Origin of the sequence: Mesorhizobium sp. CC13, assembly GCF_039907765.1 — a bacterium.
Lineage (GTDB): Bacteria > Pseudomonadota > Alphaproteobacteria > Rhizobiales > Rhizobiaceae > Aminobacter.
This window is the reverse complement of the sequence record NZ_JARDJI010000013.1, coordinates 21,698-41,411: the sequence shown is the minus strand read 5'-3', so window position 1 is coordinate 41,411 and position 19,714 is coordinate 21,698. Positions and strand designations below refer to the sequence as shown.

Sequence of the window (19,714 nt, the reverse complement as noted above, 5' to 3'; positions counted from 1 at the left end):
GCGGGAAAGCTCCTCGCGTGCTGGTTGTCGGCGAGGCGATTGTCGAGTTGACGGCCAGCTTGCCGAGGACCCGAGGCCGTTAGGCAGCATCCGCGAGGATCATCTCCGATGCCTTTTCGGCGATCATGATGACGGGCGAATTGGTGTTGCCCGAGACGATCGACGGCATGATCGAGGCATCGACGACGCGCAGGCCGGCGAGGCCGTGGACGCGGAGCCGGTCATCGACCACCGACAGGGCATCGGAGCCCATCTTGCAGGTGCCGACGGGGTGGAAGATCGTGGTGGCGATGTCGCCGACCTTTTTCAGCACGTCAGCGTCGCTGGCGACCGCCGGCCCGGGCAGGATCTCCTCGGGCGCGAAACGCTCGATGGCCTTCGTCGACATCAGCTTGCGGACATGGCGGATGGACGCCACCGCGACCTCGCGGTCGCCTTCGGTGGACAGGTAGTTCGGACGGATCGCCGCCGCCTTGGCCGGGTCGGCTGAGGTGGCATGCACGTTGCCGCGGCTTTCGGGCCTCAGATTGCAGACCGAGACCGTGACCGCCGGGAAGCGGTGCAGCGGCTCGCCCAGCCGGTCGGTACTGAGCGGCTGGACGTGGTATTCGAGGTCGGGCGTTTCGAGCCGCGGATCGCTGCGCGCGAAGATACCGAGCTGGCTCGGCGCCATCGACAGCGGGCCGGATCGCCTCAGCGCATATTCGATGCCCATCGCCGCGCGGCTGAAAAGGTTGTGATAGCGCTGGTTGAGCGTCGCGGCATTGTGGACCTTGAAAACCGTGCGGATCTGCAGATGGTCCTGCAGGTTTTCGCCGACACCGTCGAGCCGATGGCTGACATCGATGCCGAGGCTGGCGAGCACATCCGGGCGGCCGATGCCCGACAGCTCCATGATCTTGGGCGAGTTGATGGCGCCTGCGGCGAGGATCGTCTCGCCTGCCTTCGCCTCATGCAGCTTGCCATCGAGGCGGAAGACGACGCCGCGCACGTGCCGCCCCTCGAGCACCAGCCGCTCGGTCTCGGCGCCGGTGACGACACGCAGGTTGGGCCGGTTGAGGATCGGGCGCAGGAAGGCCTTCGACGTGTTCCAGCGCACGCCCTTCTTCTGGTTGACCTCGAAATAGCCGGAGCCCTCGTTGGTGCCCTGGTTGAAGTCGTCGGTGCGGGGAACGCCGGTCTCCTCCGCAGCGTCGCGGAAAGCGTCGAGGATCGGCCAGGACAGGCGCTGGCGTTCGACGCGCCATTCGCCGCCTTTGCCATGCCCGGCGGAGGCCGTGCCGTGATAGTCCTCCGACTTCAGGAAATAGGGCAGCACGTCGTCCCAACCCCAACCGACATTGCCGGCCTGGCGCCAGCCGTCATAGTCGGCGGCCTGGCCGCGCATGTAGATCATGCCGTTGATCGACGAGCAGCCGCCCAGCACCTTGCCCCGGGGATAGTTCAGCGCGCGGCCGTTCAGCCCCGGCTCGGCCTCGGTCTTCATCAGCCAGTCGGTGCGCGGATTGCCCATGCAGTAGAGATAGCCGATCGGAATATCGACCCAGTGGTAACGGTCGCTGCCGCCGGCCTCGATCAGCAGCACGCGATTGGCAGGATTGGCCGACAGGCGATTGGCCAGCACGCAGCCAGCCGAACCGGCGCCGACCACGATGAAGTCATATGTGCCGAAATCGCTTGCGGTCATGCCTCGACCTGTTCGCTCGCCATGCTCTGCCACAAGGGCCCCATCGCCTTGTTGATTTCGCCATAAAGGCGGTAGCGCCGTCCATAGGCCTGCGCCACCCCGTCATTGGGCTGATAGTGGCGCGCCGCTGCCGTCATGGCCCGGGCACCCTCGGCGAAATCCCTGAACACGCCGACGCCTGTCGCGGCAGCGATGGCCGCCCCTAACGCGCCGGTCTCACGGCTGCGCGCCACCGTCACCGGCAGGCCGAGCACGTCGGCGAAGATCTGCGGCCAGATGGCGCTGCGCGAACCGCCGCCCGACAGCACCGCCTCGTCGACCGCAGCGCCGGCGGCACGCAGCGTCTCGACATGGCGGCGATGCTCGAACACCACGCCTTCGAACAGCGCCCGGAGCAGATGGGCGCGGCTGTGCCAGCCGGCGATGCCGTAGAAGCCGGCGCGCGCCTGGCCATTGGCCTGGGCACCATAGAGATAGGGGTGGTAGATCGGGACATCACTGGTCGGGTCGACCGAGGCGACCAGTTCGCCGCAGGTTTCGAACGGCGACCGGCCGGCCTCGTGTTCGTGCTCGAAGAACTCGCGCACGATCCATTCGAGATTGGCGGCCGAGGTGGCGCTGGATTCGATCGCGAGATAACGCTCGGGATCGTAGGTCGACAGCATGAAGATGCTGGGATCGCGGATCGGCTCGTCGGTGATGACCTGGTTGATGCTCCAGGTTCCGGCGATGATCGAGGCCGCCCCCGTGCGGGTGACGCCCGAGCCGATGGCGCTGGCGACCACGTCGAACAGGCCGGCAATAACGGGCGTACCCTCGGCGAGGCCGGTAAGGCCGGCGACCTCGGGCGAGATGCGCCCGGCGATTTCGGCCGATTCCAGCACCGGCGGCAGCATCCCGCCGCAATCCTCGAGGCCATAGGCGGCCAGCAGCTCAGGCTCGTAGCGGCGGCCCGGCATGGTGAGCAGGCCGCAGCCTGACATGTCGGTTGTATCGGTCGAGCGGGCACCGGTCAGCCGGTTGACGACGAAGTCCTTGCACAGGAACACGGTGCCGATGCGGCCGTAGAGCGCAGGGTCATGGCGTTTCAGCCAGGCCAGCAGCGTCGGCGTCTGGGCGGCCCAGGGCTTCTGCAGGCAGTGCGGATAGGTGCGCTCGCCGACGCCCCCGCCTTGCCACTGCGAGACCAGTTGCGCAGCACGCGTGTCGAGCGACTGGATGCCGACGAGCGGCTCGCCGTCGCGGTCGAGCGCGTAGAGCCCGTTGCCATGGCCCGCGCATCCGACGGCAAGGATGTCGGATGCGGCGACGCCCGATCGCGCGATGCACTGGCTGATGACCTCGACGGCATTGCGCCACAGTTCGCCCAGATCGCGCTCGACATGACCGGGCCTGGGCATGCTCGAACGGCCATCCTTGGCGGCAAGTGCCAGCTCGCGGCCTTCGAGGTCGAACAGCACGGCCTTGATGACGGTGTTGCCGGCATCGAGGCCGAGAATGCATCCTCCCATAAACCCCTCCCAGGGCTTCGAGCCTATGCCATTCCGACCGATGCGGAACGGGGCTCTGTCTGATTGATCGGCCCGAACCGGCAAGCCCCTTCCCGGCTTGCGGAGCCGGGCGCTAGCTCGCCTTGGTGTAGCGGTCCCAGGCGGTGGCGCCGTCGGCGCCTTCATGGATGATCGCCATCAGGCCTGCGACGACGGCGCTCGGATTGGCGTGCTGGTAGATGTTGCGGCCATAGACCATGCCGTGCGCGCCCTGCGCCATCAGCGCCGCCGATTTGTCGAACACCAAGCGCAGGTCTTCCTTGCCGCCGCCGCGCACCAGCACGGGGCAGCGCGCAGCCTCGACGACGCCGTGGAAATCGGCGGCCGCGGTGGTCGGATCGGCCTTGACGACGTCGGCGCCCATCTCGCGGGCCAGCCGGGTCAGCGTCACGATCTTCTCGGCATCGCCGTCGACCATGTACCCTCCGCGTTCGGAGTTGGGCAGCATCGCCAGCGGTTCGATCATCAGCGGCATGCCGTACTTGTCGCAGTCGGCGCGGACGCGCGCAATGTTCTGCACGCACTGGCGGAACAGGTCTGGCTCGTCGGGCAGCATGAACAGGTTGACCACGACGCAGGCCGCATCCATGGCCAGCGCGCCGATCAGCGGCTCGTGCTCGTTCTGCAGCACGGCCCACATGTGGCGATGGCGGGTCTTGTTGTAGGGATTGCCCATGTCGATGCGCATGACCAGCGCCGGCTTGTCCTTGCCCGGACGCTCCTGCAGCAGGTCGGCCTGGCCGAAATTCATCTGGATGGCATCGGGACGGGCCGCGACCAGCTGGTCGACGACGCCGGCTACATCCTCCAGCCCGTCGAGAAAGGACGGTTCGTTGCAGACGCCGTGATCGATGGCGACGTCGAGGCAACGCCCGTTGGCGAACAGGCGGTTCATGCGGACTTTAGGGCTGATGCGCATTCTGCGCTCCTTTCGGATCTTGCTGGGAGTTTCGTGGCATCGAGCCCGTGCCGGCTTTCGAGCAGGGCGAGGAATTCATGGTGTTCGCGGGCGCCGCGGGCTGCGTCCCAGCCCTTGGCCTCGGCCAGGATGTCGAGCGCCTGGGCAATGAGTCCGGACGAGAGCTTGCCGGTCACCCCGATGGTGGTGCGCCGGAGCAGCAGGTCGTCGAGCTTCTCGACATGTTCCAGCGCGATCAGGTGTCGGAGTTCGCCGATGGAATAGCTGCAGCCCGGCAGCATCTTGTCATCGCCAAGGCCCCTGGCAATCGTCGCAGCATCCGTGCCGTAGCGCTCGAAAAGATCGCGCATGCGCGGCAAGGATAGGCCCGAAAGGGCCGCCTTCTTGGCGACCCAGCGCTCGACATCGGCGGGGAAGTCGCGGCCGCCGCCAATAGCCAGGTCTTCGGTGTCCCGTACCCGCCCCAGGCCCAGCCGCTCCAGCGCCATGTCGGCTGCCAGCGCCCCGAACGAACGGAAGGTGGTCCACTTGCCGCCGATCATGCACAGCATTTCGGGCAGCGCGCCGCTGGCCGGCACCGCCTCGCAGAAATGGTCGCGCGGGATGCGGCCGGTGAAGCTGTCGTCGCTGGCCGGCAGCGGACGAACGCCGGCGAACTGGAAGACGATTTCCTCCGGTGCGAGGCGGATGCCGGGAAAGACGAAGGCAAGCGACTGGAGGATATAGACGCGCTCGTCGGCCTCGCAGCGCACCTGGTCGGGGTCGTCGACGCGGATGTCGGTCGAGCCCACCAGCACGTTGCCGAGATAAGGGAACAGGATGCAGATGCGCCCGTCCTCGTTCTCGTAATAGATCATGTGGCCGGCAAGGGCGTCATGCAGCTCACGGCTGGCGATGATCAGATGCGAGCCCTTGGTGCCGCCCATCATCCTGGGCGCGTGAGCGCCGAGACCCGAGTTGGTCAGGTCGATCCATCCGCCCGTGGCGTTGACGATCAGCTTCGGCGCGAGCCGGATCGTGTCGCCTGTCAGCGTGTCGACCAGCTTCACGCCCTCGGCATCGCCGCCGACATGGACATGGTTCAGCGCCCGCGCCGCCGGGTTGGCGGCAAGCGCGTCGTTGAGCATCTCGACGCCCAACCGCTCGGGCCGGCTGACCCAGGCGTCATAATAGGTCGCAGAGTTGCGGATGTCGGGATTGATCCCCGGCCAGGTCCTCAGCGTTTCGGTCCGGCTACGGAAGATGTGCCTGGGCATCAGCCGGCGGCTGGCGGTGAGGATGTCGTAGACGGCGAGGCCGGCCTTGATGACCACGGCCCCCCGCCGGCTCGGCCGGCGGGTCAGGCCGAGGAAGCGGAAGGCGCCGTTGGTGATGCCCGAGAAGACGTCGAAGATCGGCACCGTCGTCGGCAGGGGGGCCACGAAATGCGGGGCGTTCTTGAGCAGCCGGTCGCGCTCCAGCAAGGACTCGCGCACAAGCTTGAACTCGCCGTTCTCGAGGTAGCGCAGGCCGCCATGCACCATGCGCGACAGAGCGGAGCTGGCACCCGAGCAATAGTCGCCCTTCTCGGCCAGCAATACGTCGACACCCTGGAGCGCCAGCTCGCGGAAGACACTGATGCCGTTGATGCCACCCCCGATCACGAGCACGGCGGGGCCGTTCCGGCCCTTGAGGCCGGCTATGGTTTCGCTGCGATTCATGATGCGGATGGCTTCCTTCGATCAGGCGTCCATGGCGACGAGATGCCTGGAGATGGCCGCGTCGAGCACGGCCAGATCCGCGGCGTCGAGCCTGATCTGGCCGGCCCGCGCATTGTCGAGCGCCTGCGCCGGATTGCGCGCGCCGCAGAGCGCAAAGGTGATGCCGGGCTGGGCCAAAGTCCAAGCGATCACCACCTGCGCCATGCTCGCCTTGTGACGATCAATGACAGGCGCGATGGCAGCCTTCAGCGCCGCGACCTTCTGCCGGTTGGCCTCGGAGAAGCGCGGATTGTCCTTGCGCTGGTCGTCGCCGCCGAACTGGCGGGACGGATCGATGGCGCCGGAGAGCAGGCCGAGCGCCAGCGACGAGTAGCTGAGCGTGGCCACGTCATTGGCCCGCGTGATCGGCAGCAGCGTGTCTTCGATCTCGCGGTCGAGCATCGAATAGCGCTCCTGGATGGCGTCGAGCTGGCCGGCGGCGATGTAGGCCTCCAACTCCCCGGCATTGACGTTGCTCACGCCAATGGCGCCGATCTTGCCCTGCTCCTTCAGGCGCAGCAGCGTCTCCATCGTCTCGGCGACCGGCGTCGTCGGGTCCTGCCAATGGGTGATGTAGAGGTCGATGCGGTCGGTGCCGAGGCGGCGCAGGCTCTGCTCGACTTCATGGGCGATGCCGTCGGCGCCGAGATAGCGGTGCACGGGAAGCCCGTCCTGATCGAAGAAATGGTTGCCCTTGCCCGAGTGCCAGTTGAGCCCGCATTTGGTGGCGATCACCACCTTGTCGCGCCGGCCGTGGATGGCCTTGCCGACGATCTCCTCGCTGCGGCCGAGGCCATAGGCGGGTGCGGTGTCGATCAGCGACACGCCGGCGTCGATGGATGCCTGTATCGCGCCGATCGAGGCATCCTCGTCGGTGCCGCCCCACATCCAGCCGCCGATGGCCCAGGTGCCCAGGCCGACGCCGGAGGCCGAAATGCCTGAACGGCCGATGTTGCGCACAAGCTGGGTCATGGTCTCTTTCCTTCGGCGAGTGTCAGGACCTGGAGGGCCGTGGCTTCGTCGGTGACGATCGTTTCGAGGTGATTGCCGCGCATGGCGCTGAGGATGGGTGCCACCTTGCTGGCGCCGCTGGCGACGCCGATGGTGCGCGGGATGGTGGCGAATTCTTCGAGCGTCAGCGACACCAGGCAACGGTTGAGGCTGTAGTCGCAGACCTTGCCCTGGGCATCGACGAGATGGGCAAGCAACTCGCCCGCCGCGCCCGAGCGCTCGATGGCCTGGCGATCCGTGCTCGACGACGGATGCAGGTCGTAGTAGCTGGAATCGTCGGTCAGGATCGAGCCGATGCCGACCACTGCGACATTGGCCTCGCGTGCCTTGCGGAACACGTCGGAGACGGAACTCACCCCCATCAGCATGTTGCGCTGCTCGGGGCTGTCGGCAAACAGCGGCGCATGCACCTGGTAGGCGCGGCCGCCGAGCTTGTCTGCCATCAGCGACGCCACGTGGTTGACGTCGGTGTAGTGCTTGCCCTGCACCAGCCCGGTCGCCGGAATGACCTCGACCTTGACCTGGCGGCCCCCGTTGAGGCCAGCGACCACGGCGGAAACGCCCTTGCCGCCGGTGATGGAGATGGTGTCCCCGTCCTTGATCGTGTCCTGCAGCAGCGTCGCCGCCGCCTCGCCGACACGCTGCAGCGCGGTCTGCGGATTGTCGCCGAGCGAGGGCACGACCACTGCACGCTTGAGCCCGCCGAGCGCCACCAGCCGGCTTTCGATGTCGACCAGATGCTCGATCGGCGACTTGATCCTGATTTCGACCAGCCCCATCTGGTGGCCGCGCTTGATCAGTCGGTTGACGGTGGCATGCGAGATGCCGAGCTCGTGGGCGATCTCCGCCTGGGTCTTGCCTTCCATGTAGTGGAGCACGAGCGCCTGGTGCATCTGGCGGGCGCTGGCGATTTCGTCGCGTGAGTTGCCGTTGGCCATGGTCGGTCTCCTCATGCCTTCCTGCGGTGAAGCAGGTGGTCGATGGAGACGGCGGCGAGAAGGATGCAGCCTTTGATCATGTCTTGCCAGTAGACGGAGATGTCGAGCAGGATCAGCGAGCTGGTGACCACCGACAGCAGCGCCATGCCGAGGATGGCGCCAAAGATGGTGCCCGAGCCACCGTTGAGGGATGCCCCGCCGATGACGGCGGCGGCGATGATATTGAGCTCCATGCCGGCGCCGAAGGTGGGCGTGGCTGCGCCGAAGCGGGACATGTAGATGATGCCGGCAAAGCCCGCCAGCGTCGAGCTCAGCACCGTCACCCAGAACTTCACCTGCCTGGTGCGGATGCCCGAGTACTGCGCCGCCTTCTCGTTGGAACCGGTGTAGAAGACTTTTCGGAACGCGGTCGCCCGGCGCAGCAGGAAGTCGAAGATCGCAACCACCACCACGAAGATGATGATGACATAGGGCACGCCATGGAAGCTGCCTTGGCCGATCGCCTTGAAAGCCGGCGGCAGGGTGAACAGCGACAGCGGCGTGCCCTTGGTGACGATCAGGCACAGGCCGCGCACGATCACCATCGCCGCAAGCGAGGTGATGAAGTGGTTGAGCCCGACAACGGTGACGAAGAAGCCCATCACCGCGCCGATCAGCGCGCTGACGGCGATGCCGATCAGGCTCGCGGTCCACGGATCGAGACCGGCCAGGAACAGCGCACCCGACACCACCATCGAGAAGGCGACGACCGAACCGACGGACAGGTCGATGCCACCGACGATGAGCAGGATGGTCATGCCGACCACGACGATGCCCTCGATGGAGAAGCTCATCAGCATGGCGCGGAAGTTGCCCCATGTCAGGAAATGCGGCGAGGCGAACGACATGGCGATGCACAGCGCCAGGATGATGACGATCAACCCCGCCTCGCGCATCGAGCCCAGCCGCGCGAGGTTCCACCGCGCGCCCTGGCTTTCGGTCTTGATCTGAGCCGTCATGATCGGTGCTTCCGCTTCCCTAGGCGACATTTCGGGCCTGCCTGGCGTTGCCTGAATTGGGGTGTGAACTGGGCTGCACGCCGGAGGCGAGCATGATGATGGCTTCCTCGCCGAGTTCGTCGGCCGCGAGCTCGCCGGCGATCCGGCCCTCGCGCACCACCAGCACGCGGTCGCACAGGCCGATCAGCTCGGGCATCTCGGAGGAAATGACGATGATACCGACCCCGCGGCGGGCAAGCTTGCGCAGCAGGCGATGGATCTCGGCCTTGGCGCCGACGTCGATACCGCGCGTCGGCTCGTCCATGATCATCACCTTGGGACCGACCGACAGCTGCTTGGCAATCGCCACCTTCTGCTGGTTGCCGCCGCTGAGCGTCGACACCGCAGCACCGACGCCGGCCATACGCACGCCGAGGCGCCTGGCCAGTTCGGTCGCCTGCTCGGTTTCGGCGCGACGGTCGAGCAGGCCGAGGCTGCCGGTGAGCTTGCCGAGATCGAGCGCTGACACATTGGCGGCGATCGACATGTCGAGGAACACGCCCGAGCCCTTGCGGTCCTCGGAGAGATAGACGAGCCCGGCCTTCACCGCCTGGGCGTAGCCGGAAACCTTGAGGGGCTGGCCATCGATCTCGACACCACCTGAAACCGCAGGCCGCAGGCCGCACAGCGTCTGGGCGATTTCGCTGCGGCCGGAGCCGATCAGCCCGCCGATGCCGAGGATTTCGCCGGCGCGCAGCTCGAGGCCGACGCCGAAGCAGCGCTCGCCATCCGACAGGTCGGAGACCTCGAGCAATGTGCGGCCCGGCGCCTCGCCCGGCCCGAGCTTTTCGGGATAGAGCTGGGCGATCTCGCGGCCGACCATCTTGCGCACCACCTCGTCGGGCGAGGTCGCCGCAATCTCGTCGGTGGCGACGTAACGGCCGTCGCGGAACACCGTCACCCTGTCGCAGAGCGAGAAGATCTCGGCCATGCGGTGGCTGATGTAGATGATGGAGATGCCGCGCGACTTGAGTTCGCGGACAATGGCGAACAGGCGTTGCGCTTCCGGCTCGGTCAGCGCCGCGGTCGGCTCGTCGAGGATCAAAACGCGGCAGTCGAGCGTCAGCGCCTTGGCGATCTCGACCAGCTGCTGGTTGGAAATGGAAAGGTCGCCGACCTTGGTGCGCACCGGGATCGAGGCCAAAAGATCCATCACCTTCTGCGCCTCGGCCTGCAAGCTGCGGAAATTCATCAGCGGCGCGCGGCGGGTATTGATGGCGGACATGAAGATGTTCTCGGCGACCGTCGCATCCGGGCAGAGCGCGATCTCCTGGTGGACGAGCGCGATGCCGAGCTTCTGCGCCACTGCCGGCGAGGCGATGACGACGTTTTCGCCGCCGATGCGGATGTCGCCCTCGTCAGGCTGCAGGACACCGGCGATGATGTTCATCAGCGTCGACTTGCCGGCGCCGTTCTCGCCGCAGAGCGCATGCACCTCGCCCGGCGCCAGCGAGAAGTCGATGCCGGTCAACGCCTTGATGGCGCCGAACGACTTCGAAACTCCAGAAATCTCGAGAATGGGCGTCGACATCTGTCAACTTTCGCTGTGTTCGGGGTCCGGTAGATGCCGGGGCGAGAACGCCCCGGCGATCTTCAAGCAAGGCATGAATGCCCGGGGAAATCTATTCCTCGATGCCCTTGGTGCCGCGACGCTTGAGGTACTTGTCCCAGTAGAAGTCGTCGGCGTTGTCGGCCGTCACGATCGAGAAGCCGTTGTCGACGAAGGGCACGCTCATGGGGTTGAAGCCCGAGCGCTTGGCGTCGTTCATCGGGTCGATCAACCCGGGGTGCTTGGCCATCCAGAGCAGCATGAAGCCCATGTAGCCCTGCATGCCCTGATTCGGGTTGACCGAGCCGAAGATCTCGCCGGCCTTGATCATGTCGAGGATCTTGGCGTTGACGTCGGCCAGCATGACCTTGATCTTGCCGCCGCCTTCCTTGGCCGCCTGGGCGGCGCCGATGGCCGAATTGGCTTCCGGCATGAACACGGCGCCGAGGTCGGGATGCGCCTGCGCCAGGCTGAGCACGGCCTGGTAGGCCTTGGTCGGGTCCTGGTTCGAAGCGGCGCGGCCGACCAGCTTCATGTCCGGCCACTTGGCCTGCATGCGGGCGACGAAGGCGTTGACGCGCTTGTCGTGGTTGTCCTGACCTGGGTTTTCCAGAACGGCATATTCGCCCTTGCCATCCATCGCCTTGGCCACCGCGTCAGCGGCGTAGGTGCCTTCGGCGACGTTGTCGGAGGTGATGTAGGAGACGCGCTTGGAGTTGGGCGAGTCGGCGGCGAAGGTGACGACGGCGGTGCCCTGCTCGATGGCGCGGTCGATCGGCTCGATGAACGGATCGGAATTCATCGGATGCACCAGGATGCCAGCCGGCTTCTGCGCCAGCGCCTGGTCGAAGGTCGCGATCTGCTTGTTGACGTCATATTCCGGCGTGCCGGTGTAGGCCGTCTCGCAGCCGAACTGCTGGCCGGCCTGCTTGAACATCTCGTAGACCGGGAACCAGTATTCGACGCCCGACACCATGACGTTCATGACGTATTTTTCGCCGGGCGCGCATTTGAACGGGTTTTCGGCCGACTGGGCATGGCCCGCGGCGAGAATGGTCGAGACCGCGGCTGCGGCCGCGAAAGTGCTGAGAAATCTACGCAAGTTCCCTCCCTTGGCCGAAGCCAGATCAACAACCGTTGCCGGCACCCTGGGCGCCGCGCCATTTGGATTGATTTGCACCGAACTTCCTCCCGAAGTCCGATGCGCAGAGAATTGCAGCCTTGAATCGATATGTCAATAAAATTCACATGATGAAATATATTTCACAACTTGGCGACGGCGACAAGGGAGAGTCCTGAAAATTATTGCAGGTGCGCGATGGCGGTCGCGCCACCCAGCTTTGACAGGTTTCAAGAATGGCGCGGACGCGCCGCGTCATTCGTGCCTTCCGCATCAGGTGCAAGGCCATAGCTCATGCGGCGCATCTGTTCGATGACGCGCTCCATCTCCTCGTCGGGCAGGATCGGCGGCTCGCCAAGGGTCAGCGCCTGGACATACATGCGCGACAGCGTCTCCACCTCGATCGCCAGCCACAGCGCGTGCTCGAGGTTGGTGCCGAGCGAGATCTGGCCGTGCTGGCCGAGCAGGCAGGCGAGACGGTCCTTGAGTGCTGCCAGCGCATTGTCCGACAGCGCCTGGGTGCCGAAGGTGGCATAGGCGGCGCAGCGGATGGTGGTGCCGCCGGCAACGCCGGTCATGTAGTGAAAGGACGGAATGGTCTTGTGGTGGCAGGCGAGCGTCGTCGCATAGACCGAGTGGCAGTGCAGCACGACGCTGATGTCCTCGCGCGCCTTGAGGATGTCGCGGTGGAAGCGCCATTCCGACGACGGGCGGCGACCGACATAGGTGCCGTCGAAATCCATCTCGACGATGTCGTCGGGACCCATGGTGTCGTAGGGCATGCCCGACGGCGTGATGAGGAAGCCGCTGCCCGAACGGACCGACAGGTTGCCGGCCGTGCCCTGGTTGATGCCGCTCGAATTCATGCGCCGGCAGATCGACACCATCTCGTCGCGCAGTGCCTTGTCAGTCATTGTCTACTCCAGATGAAAAACCCTCTGCAGCGGCACGACCAGCGGTTGGTTGCGGTCGGTGTACTGCATGATGTCGGCCATGAAGTCCCACCAGCGGCGGTTGACCTCCGTTAGCGGCAGCCTCTCCATGCTGTGGTCGTCGGCGCGGACGAGCGTCGCGAACAGGTGGCTGGTCTCGGGATCGAGCCAGATCGTGTAGTCGGACACGCCGGCCTCGCGCAGCGCCGCACTGAGTTCCGGCCAGATCTCGTCGTGCCGCCTCCTGTATTCGGCGGCCTGACCGGGATTGAGGACCATGCGGAAGGCGATGCGTTCGGGCATGTCCGGCCCTCCCCTCAGACGATGCCGCCGCTGCCGCCGACCGATGCCGGGCGCTCGGCCGCGACCTTCTGGCGGTAGCCGCTGGCCCGATAGGCCGCGACCGGATCGATGGCGCCGCCACCGTTGAGCCGAGCCATGGCGAGGATGGGTTCGACGTCTGTGCGGTAGGCGGCCTTCAGCATCTGCGTCGCCATCAGCGCGTCGTTACCTTCCTGGAAGCCTTCGAGCGCCTTGCGATCGACCAGCAACGCCGCGGCATAAGCCCGTTGCACCTCGACCGCCGACAGCATCAAGCTTTCGATCGGATCGGTGACGTTGTGGCTCTGGTCGAGCATATGGGCAGGATGGAAATCCCCGGCGCCCGAAAGCTCGGCGTCGACAAGTTCGTTGAAGACCAGGAACAGGCGGTAGGGATCGATCGAACCGGCGTCGAGATCGTCGTCGCCATACTTGCTGTCATTGAAGTGGAAGCCGCCCAGCTTGCCGAACTGGATGAGCCGGGAGACGATCATCTCAATGTTGACGTTGGGCGCGTGGTGGCCGAGGTCGACGAGGCAATAGGCCTTGTCGCCCAGTTCCTTCGCGATGATGTAGTTGGTGCCCCAGTCCTGCACGACTGTCGAATAGAAAGCCGGCTCATACATCTTGTGCTCGGTGAACAGCCGCCAGTCGTCGGGCAGCGCCGCATAGATGTCCTTCATCGCATCGAGATAGCGCTCGAAGGCGCGGGCGAAATTCACCTGTCCGGGGAAGTTCGAGCCGTCGCCGATCCACACCGTCAGCGCCTTCGATCCCAACGCCCTGCCGATCTCGATGCATTCGATGTTGTGCTCGACCGCCTGCCGGCGCACGGCTGCGTCGGCGTGGCTGAGCGAGCCGAACTTGTAGGAGTGCTTCTGGTCGCGGGCATCGGAAAAGGTGTTGGAATTCATGGCATCGAAGCCGAGGCCGAAGCGCGCGGCGGTCTGCTTCAGCCGGTTGGCGTTGGCCTTGTCCCAGGGGACGTGCAGCGAAACGGTTGGCGTGGCGCGGGTCAGCTGGTTGATGACGGCGCAGTCCTCGACCTTGTCGAACACGTCGCGCGGCTCGCCCGGGCCGGGAAAGCGGGCAAATCGCGTGCCGCCCGTGCCGACGCCCCAGGACGGGATCGCCACGCCGAACGCCTCGACCTTGCCGAGGATGGCGTCGATGGCGATGCCGCGCCGGTCCAGCTGCTCACCGAGCGCGGCGTAATCGGCGCGCAGGGCTTTCTCGCGGGCGGCGTTGCTTTTCTCGACCGCATCGCCGGCAATCATCGTTTCCATCACATCCTCCTCCAGCGCGGCCTCACCACGCAAATGTCCGCACAAGAAAATCAGGCGTCGCACGATGCTCGGCGAACAGTCTGTCCCGCTCGGCCTGGCTGCTCGTCTCCAGGACCCCGGTCATCACCAGCGCCGTTCGCAGTCCTGCGCCCTGCCCGCCGGCGATGTCGTGCTCGATGCTGTCGCCGACGCAGACCACGCGTGAAGGTTCCGGACGGCCGAGCAAGTCGAGGACTGCCGCATAGATCTCGGGGAACGGCTTACCGATCCAGGCGACCTCGCCGCCCAGTTCGGCATAAAGCTCGGCGATGCGCCCGGCGCCGAAGCGCGGGCCGACCGAGGTCAGCATGATCTTGTCCGGGTTGGTGCAGAGGCACCTGATACCCCGAGCAGCCGCGGGCTGGAGGAGCCGGCGATAGTGGTCGAGGTCGTAGCGGTCGCCCTCGCTGGCCGAGAGCAGCACGATGTCTGCTTCCTCGCCCGTGTCGACCAATGTCAGCGGCAGGCCCTCCACCGCCGAACGGTCGCCGTCACGGGCGATGAGCAGGCAACGCAAGCCCGCTTCATTGCTGAGCTGCTTGCGCAGGCTCTGCCAGGCGACCTCGCCTGAGGACAGGAAATGGTCCCAGCTGCCGGACACGAAACCGAGCTTTGCCAGCCGCGCCTCGTTGGGTGCCGAGCGCTTGCCCGAATTCGACAAGAGCAGCGTGCGCTTGCCGGCCTGCTTAAGCCATACAAGCGCCTCGACAGCGCCCGGGTAAGGAGCCGTGCCGTCGTGTAGCACACCGAACTGGTCGAGAATGAACACGTCGAAGCGCTCGGCCAGGTCGCGGATGCCATCGAGTTGGGTGGACATCACAGATCTCCCACCGCTTCGAGGCCGATCAGCGCCAGCCGCGCCGTTCCGGCCGCCGCTTCCTGGGAGTGCGCAGGCAGGAACGGCACGCCGAGCCGCATCTCTCGGATCGCCGTCCACGCCGGGTTCGTCGCACCGCCGCCGAGGCTGCGCATGGAGCGGAGCGGCGGGGCACCGAGTTCGGCGAGCCTGTCGTAGCCGAGCTTCTCGATGGCCGAAATGCCCTCGAGCATGGCCTTGAGGAAGTCGGCATCATCGGTGGGGCGCGGGTCGAGCCGTGGCGGCCAAGCCGGATCGATCACGGGGAAGCGCTCGCCGGGTTCAATGAGAGGGTAGAAATCGAGGCCGGTCGGAACATTGGCGTCGATCCCCGCGGACAGTCGCGAGATCTCGTCGGTGGAGAAGAAATGCGCCAGCACCTTGCCGCCGCTGTTGGAGGCACCGCCGGCGAGCCAGGTGCCGTTGATGCGATGGCTGTAGATGCCGAAGTCGGGCGCAAAGATCGGCCGGTCGCTGAGCAGCTTGAGCGTCAGCGTCGAGCCGAGCGCAGTAACACCGTCGCCCGGCCTGTCGGCGCCGGTCGCCAGGAACGAAGCGCATCCGTCGGTCGTGCCGGCAATGATTTCGACCTCTTCGCTGAGGCCGAACGCACCGGCCATGTCTGGGGCGATGGTCTCGAGCGGCGTGCCGGGCGCCACCACGCGCGGCAGCAAGGTGGTGCTCAGCCCCGTCGCCGCGATCCAGTCCGGCCAGCGGCGGTCGATCGGGTCGTAGCCCGTTTTCAGCGCATTGTTCTCGTCGGTGGTGCGAAAATGTCCGGCCAGCCGTCCGGCTATCCAGTCGGCTTGATGCAGAACCTTCGCCACGCCAGCCACATCTTGGAAGACCAGCGCCTTGGCGAGACCGGAGGTGGCACCGTGGGCAGCGCTTTCCGCCGGGATGACGGCGGCGATGCGGGCGAGCAGCGCGGCATCGCCCACCTTGTCGTCATACATCAGCGGCTCGGCGAGCGGCGCGCCTTCGGCATCGACGGGCAACAGCGTGCCCGAGGTGGCGTCGACGGCAATTGCATGAACCCAGGTTCGGTCGACCTGCGCAAGCACGGCGTTCAACGCCGCCTCGACCGCCTGCCACCAGATTTTCGGGTCGCGCGGGTTGCCGCCGAAGTCGGAGAGTTTGGCGGCGCCTTGCGCCACGATCTCGAAGTCATGCGTCATCGCCACGGCGCGGGCGCCCGACGTGCCGAGATCGATGCCGATGGCGAGGGGTGTCATTGCCGGGCACCTCGGTGCATGCCGATGTTATGTTGGCAAAGGATACCCCCACCCCTAGCCCCTCCCCACAAGGGGGAGGGGGAGCTGCCGCGCGCCAAATCCCCCTCCCCCTTGTGGGGAGGGGCTAGGGGTGGGGGTGCCTCGGGACGTAACAACACCACCTTCGTGGAAAGGAAACAGCCGTAGTAGGTGAAGGTTTGCGCAGCCATCGTCACGCGATCTTCTTGGCCGCAGCCTTGCGGGCCAGGTCCTGCCGGTATTTCTCGGCGTCCCAGTCGGTCAGCTGGATATGCTCCTCGGCCGTCAGGACGCGCACCGGCGCGTTGTCGGGGATACGGGCAAGGACATCGGCAAGGCAGCGGGCCATGGCATCGGCTCCCGGCGTCGCGTCGTTGCGCATCAGGATACCCGTGCCGGGAAACAGGATCGAGACCGGAGATGCGCCGAGGCGCGCGACCACGCCGGCAACGTCCTCGGCCTCCCGCGCTATCGCCGAGCCGGTTCCTAGAAATATGACATGGTCGGGGTAGAGGCTGCCCTTTGCGGCCAAGGCGATGCTTGCAGCATCGGTCGCGGCGGCATGTGAGGCCTCGGATCGGGGTAGCCTGTAGTCGGTGCCTGCCGCGAGTTGGAGCAGCTTGTCGTTGCGCGCCTCAGGCGCCTTTCGCGGAACAATGCGCAATCTCGCCTTGACGTCATCGAGCAAGGCCTCCGCCTCCCCCACCGTATTGGCGGCGACGACCAGCCCATGATTGGCGAGGATCAGCACGTCGGGCCGCTTGTCGCGATGCTCGGCGATGGCGAGCGCCAGCGGCAGGCCCGGCCGCGCGTAGGGCACATAGGCCCATTTGAGCCCCGCCAGGCGTGGGCCGACCTGCCCGACGCAGTCGCTGCGCACGGCGTAGGCGATTGTATCGACGCAATGGACATGCAGCACGACGCGCTGCGGCATCAGTGCATGCACCGTCGTTTCGATTGACGGGCGCAGGCCCGAGTTGTTGAGGGCGGCAACCGTGAACTGGTGCGCCTGCTCGGCGGCGGGATCGACGGCCTCGACCGCTGCGACCAGCGGCGCCATCTCCACCGGTACCATGATGTCGCGCTCGGCTGCGTGGGCGAGCCACGTGCCTGACGCCTTGATCCACAGCGCGCCGCCGACCTTGAGCGAGGTGTTGCCGCCGGCGCCCTGCGTCAGCAGCGGATCGCCGCCGATGCGGGCCGACACGGCTTTCAGTTGTTCGAGTTCGGCTTGCCAGCCGGCCGCTTCTGGCATGACCACGGTCCTTTCGAGAGCAGGATGAAGTTGGCCGGCAGTCAGGTCGCCGGCCATCTCCGGGAGTGGGGAGATGCGGATACCGCGTCTCCCGCCGCAACCTCAGAAGTCGAAGTTGTTGATGTTGTCCTTGGTGAAGACGGTCGGTGCGCCGAGCAGGATCTCCGAGCCGTTGATGACGGAGAGATCGCCGAGCTTGCCGGCCTTCACCGAGGTAGCACCAGGAACCAGTGTGCCGTCGGCGACAGCGCGCAGCACGTAGGCCGCGGCATAACCAAGATCGACCGGGTTCCACAGCACCACAGACTTGACGCAACCGGCACCGACATAGGGCTTCATCGCGTTCGGCGTGGCGAGTCCGACGACGGCGACGCTGCCGCACTTCTTGGCCTGGGTCACGGCATCGGCGGCGGCCGGCGTTGCCACGCTGGTCATGCCGAAGATGCCCTTGAGCTCGTCGCCATACTTGTTGATGAGCGTGTTCGACTGGTTGAACGACAGGATGTTGTCTTCCTGCGCCTCGACGGTCTCGAGCCACTTCATGTTGGGATGGCACTTGGCTTGGTAAGCAGCCATCTCGGCGATCCAGCGCGCCTGGTTCGGCGTGGTGAAGGTCGAGGTGACGATGGCAAAGGCGCCGTCGTCGCCGATTTCGGCGGCCATCGAATCGACCATAGCCTTGGCGATGCCGTTGAACTCGGCCTGGTTGACGAACCACTGGCGAGCATCGGGCGACGAGTTGGCGTCGTAGCCGACGACGTTGATGCCGGCGCCGAGCGCCTTCTTCAGCACGGGCGCGATGGCGACCGGATCGTTGGCGGCAAACAGGATGCCGTCGACGCCGGAGGTGATGTAGTTGTCGATCAGCGTGATCTGGTCGTCGATGTTGGCCTTGGACGGTCCGTCGGTCTTGGCGTCCATCGTGCCCATTTCCTTGGCTGCGTCGGCGATGCCTTTGGACGTGGCGTTGAAGTAGCCGATGCCGACCAGCTTCGGCACGTCGACGACCTTGATCGTCTTGCCCTTGCGGTCGGGCGCATTGGTCGGCTGGCCGCCGTCATAGGGCTTGGCCGCAGCGGCCGCGGGTGTTGCGTCGCATGCCAGCGGATTGGTGGGCAGGTCGTCGCCGCCCGTCCAGGCGGACTGGGCATGGCTGAGGCTTGTCGAGAAGGACAACGCCAGAAGCGCGGAAAGTACTACGTTACGCATTCCATCCTCCAATTGATCGTCCGGACACTTTAGAGCGGCAGTGAAGGACGTTGCTCTCCTTAGGTTCGAGTGCCGCTCCTCTCGAAGAGATTGCTGGCGAGGATCGCCAGGATAAGGACCGCGCCGATCAGCATGATCGTGCCGTCCCCCTTGATGCCGGCAAGCGACAGGCCGTTCTTCAGCGCCTGGATCAGGCAGAGGCCAATGATGGTGCCGACAACCGTGCCGCGCCCGCCGAAGATCGAGGTGCCACCGAGGACGACGGCCGTGATGGCGTCGAGCTCGATGCCGGTACCCATGTCCGAGCGCGTGGTGGAAACCCGCGAGACGAAGATGACGGCGGCGACCGCCGCGGCGAAGCCCGAGGCTGTGTAGAGCGCGAGCTTGGTCTTCTCGACGGACAGGCCGGAGAAGCGACTGGCGACCTCGTTGGAACCCACCGCATAGACCGTGCGGCCCCAGGTCGTGTAGGCGAGGATGACCGAGGCGACGACGGCCGCGAGCAACAATATCCAGAGTTGCGTCGGCACGCCGAGCACGTCCCGCTGGCCGAGCAGGTAGAACCACTCCGGGTAGCCGCGCACCGAGCGCGCCTGGCTGATGCCCTCGGCAAGCCCACGGTAGAGCGCCAGCGTCGCCAGCGTAGCGATCAGCGGCGGCACGCGGAAGCGCGTGATGATGACGCCGTTGACGAAACCGGCGAAGGTACCGGCCGCGATCGCCGCTGTTGCTGCCACCGGCAGCGGCAGGCCGACATTCTGCCAGAACACGCCGGTCAGGATGGCGGTCAGACCGAGGATCGAGCCGACCGACAGGTCGATGCCGCCGGTGGCGATGACGAAGGTCATGGCAATGGCGATCAGGCCGATCTCTGTCATCAGCCGGCCCTGGTTGAGCAGGTTGTCGACGGTGAAGAAGCGGTCCGACTGGAACGAAAGCACGACCAGCACGACGACAAGCAAAAGGGCCAGGAACGTCTCGTGGCGGATCAGGGACTTCAGCTTCATCTCGTG

The 19,714-nt window shown here is 65.9% G+C and carries 17 protein-coding genes; all 17 read right to left on the bottom strand.

The window, feature by feature from the left end:
• Nucleotides 1–79 precede the first annotated feature (79 nt).
• Entirely contained in the window at nucleotides 80–1,687 is a 1,608-nt protein-coding gene (locus PV773_RS17140; RefSeq protein ID WP_347967519.1) for a GMC family oxidoreductase, read from the bottom strand.
• Nucleotides 1,684–3,198 carry an FGGY-family carbohydrate kinase gene (locus tag PV773_RS17135; RefSeq protein ID WP_347967518.1) on the bottom strand — a complete coding sequence of 505 codons (1,515 nt, stop codon included), beginning with the start codon at nucleotides 3,196–3,198 and terminating at the stop codon, nucleotides 1,684–1,686. Before PV773_RS17135 ends, PV773_RS17140 begins: the two co-directional genes overlap by 4 nt.
• Nucleotides 3,199–3,310: 112 nt before the next feature.
• Nucleotides 3,311–4,156: an aldolase gene (locus PV773_RS17130; RefSeq protein WP_347967517.1), complete on the bottom strand. Its 846-nt coding sequence runs from the start codon at nucleotides 4,154–4,156 to the stop codon at nucleotides 3,311–3,313.
• Nucleotides 4,129–5,856, bottom strand: a complete 1,728-nt coding sequence (locus PV773_RS17125; protein WP_347967516.1) for a glycerol-3-phosphate dehydrogenase/oxidase — start codon at nucleotides 5,854–5,856, stop codon at nucleotides 4,129–4,131. The genes PV773_RS17130 and PV773_RS17125 overlap by 28 nt, the downstream gene beginning before the upstream one ends.
• A gap of 21 nt (nucleotides 5,857–5,877) precedes the next feature.
• Nucleotides 5,878–6,867: an aldo/keto reductase gene (locus PV773_RS17120; protein WP_347967515.1), complete on the bottom strand. Its 990-nt coding sequence runs from the start codon at nucleotides 6,865–6,867 to the stop codon at nucleotides 5,878–5,880.
• Complete coding sequence (locus PV773_RS17115; RefSeq protein WP_347967514.1) at nucleotides 6,864–7,844, bottom strand: sugar-binding transcriptional regulator; 981 nt, start codon at nucleotides 7,842–7,844, stop codon at nucleotides 6,864–6,866. Before PV773_RS17115 ends, PV773_RS17120 begins: the two co-directional genes overlap by 4 nt.
• Before the next feature lie 11 nt (nucleotides 7,845–7,855).
• Nucleotides 7,856–8,842 carry an ABC transporter permease gene (locus PV773_RS17110; RefSeq protein ID WP_347967513.1) on the bottom strand — a complete coding sequence of 329 codons (987 nt, stop codon included), beginning with the start codon at nucleotides 8,840–8,842 and terminating at the stop codon, nucleotides 7,856–7,858.
• Nucleotides 8,843–8,861: 19 nt separating this feature from the next.
• Nucleotides 8,862–10,412, bottom strand: a complete 1,551-nt coding sequence (locus tag PV773_RS17105) for a sugar ABC transporter ATP-binding protein (protein WP_347967512.1) — start codon at nucleotides 10,410–10,412, stop codon at nucleotides 8,862–8,864.
• Between the two features lie 91 nt (nucleotides 10,413–10,503).
• The gene (locus PV773_RS17100) at nucleotides 10,504–11,532 is read right to left on the bottom strand and encodes a substrate-binding domain-containing protein (RefSeq protein WP_347967511.1); all 1,029 of its coding nucleotides are present in this window, start codon (nucleotides 11,530–11,532) and stop codon (nucleotides 10,504–10,506) included.
• Between the two features lie 248 nt (nucleotides 11,533–11,780).
• On the bottom strand, nucleotides 11,781–12,464 hold the full coding sequence (locus tag PV773_RS17095) for a class II aldolase/adducin family protein (RefSeq protein WP_347967510.1): 684 nt from the start codon (nucleotides 12,462–12,464) through the stop codon (nucleotides 11,781–11,783).
• Between the two features lie 3 nt (nucleotides 12,465–12,467).
• Nucleotides 12,468–12,785: an L-rhamnose mutarotase gene (gene rhaM, locus PV773_RS17090; protein WP_347967509.1), complete on the bottom strand. Its 318-nt coding sequence runs from the start codon at nucleotides 12,783–12,785 to the stop codon at nucleotides 12,468–12,470.
• A gap of 14 nt (nucleotides 12,786–12,799) precedes the next feature.
• Nucleotides 12,800–14,089 (bottom strand): L-rhamnose catabolism isomerase, encoded by a 1,290-nt coding sequence (gene rhaI / locus PV773_RS17085; protein ID WP_347967508.1) that lies wholly within the window; start codon nucleotides 14,087–14,089, stop codon nucleotides 12,800–12,802.
• A gap of 22 nt (nucleotides 14,090–14,111) precedes the next feature.
• Nucleotides 14,112–14,945 carry a TIGR01459 family HAD-type hydrolase gene (locus PV773_RS17080; RefSeq protein WP_347967507.1) on the bottom strand — a complete coding sequence of 278 codons (834 nt, stop codon included), beginning with the start codon at nucleotides 14,943–14,945 and terminating at the stop codon, nucleotides 14,112–14,114.
• Nucleotides 14,945–16,219, bottom strand: coding sequence for an FGGY-family carbohydrate kinase (locus PV773_RS17075; RefSeq protein ID WP_347967506.1), 1,275 nt, complete (start codon nucleotides 16,217–16,219; stop codon nucleotides 14,945–14,947). The genes PV773_RS17080 and PV773_RS17075 overlap by 1 nt, the downstream gene beginning before the upstream one ends.
• Nucleotides 16,220–16,430: 211 nt before the next feature.
• Entirely contained in the window at nucleotides 16,431–17,492 is a 1,062-nt protein-coding gene (locus PV773_RS17070) for a class II aldolase/adducin family protein (protein ID WP_347967505.1), read from the bottom strand.
• Nucleotides 17,493–17,594: 102 nt separating this feature from the next.
• Complete coding sequence (locus PV773_RS17065) at nucleotides 17,595–18,701, bottom strand: substrate-binding domain-containing protein (RefSeq protein WP_347967504.1); 1,107 nt, start codon at nucleotides 18,699–18,701, stop codon at nucleotides 17,595–17,597.
• 59 nt (nucleotides 18,702–18,760) lie between these two features.
• Entirely contained in the window at nucleotides 18,761–19,708 is a 948-nt protein-coding gene (locus tag PV773_RS17060; RefSeq protein ID WP_347967503.1) for an ABC transporter permease, read from the bottom strand.
• Nucleotides 19,709–19,714: the final 6 nt, after the last annotated feature.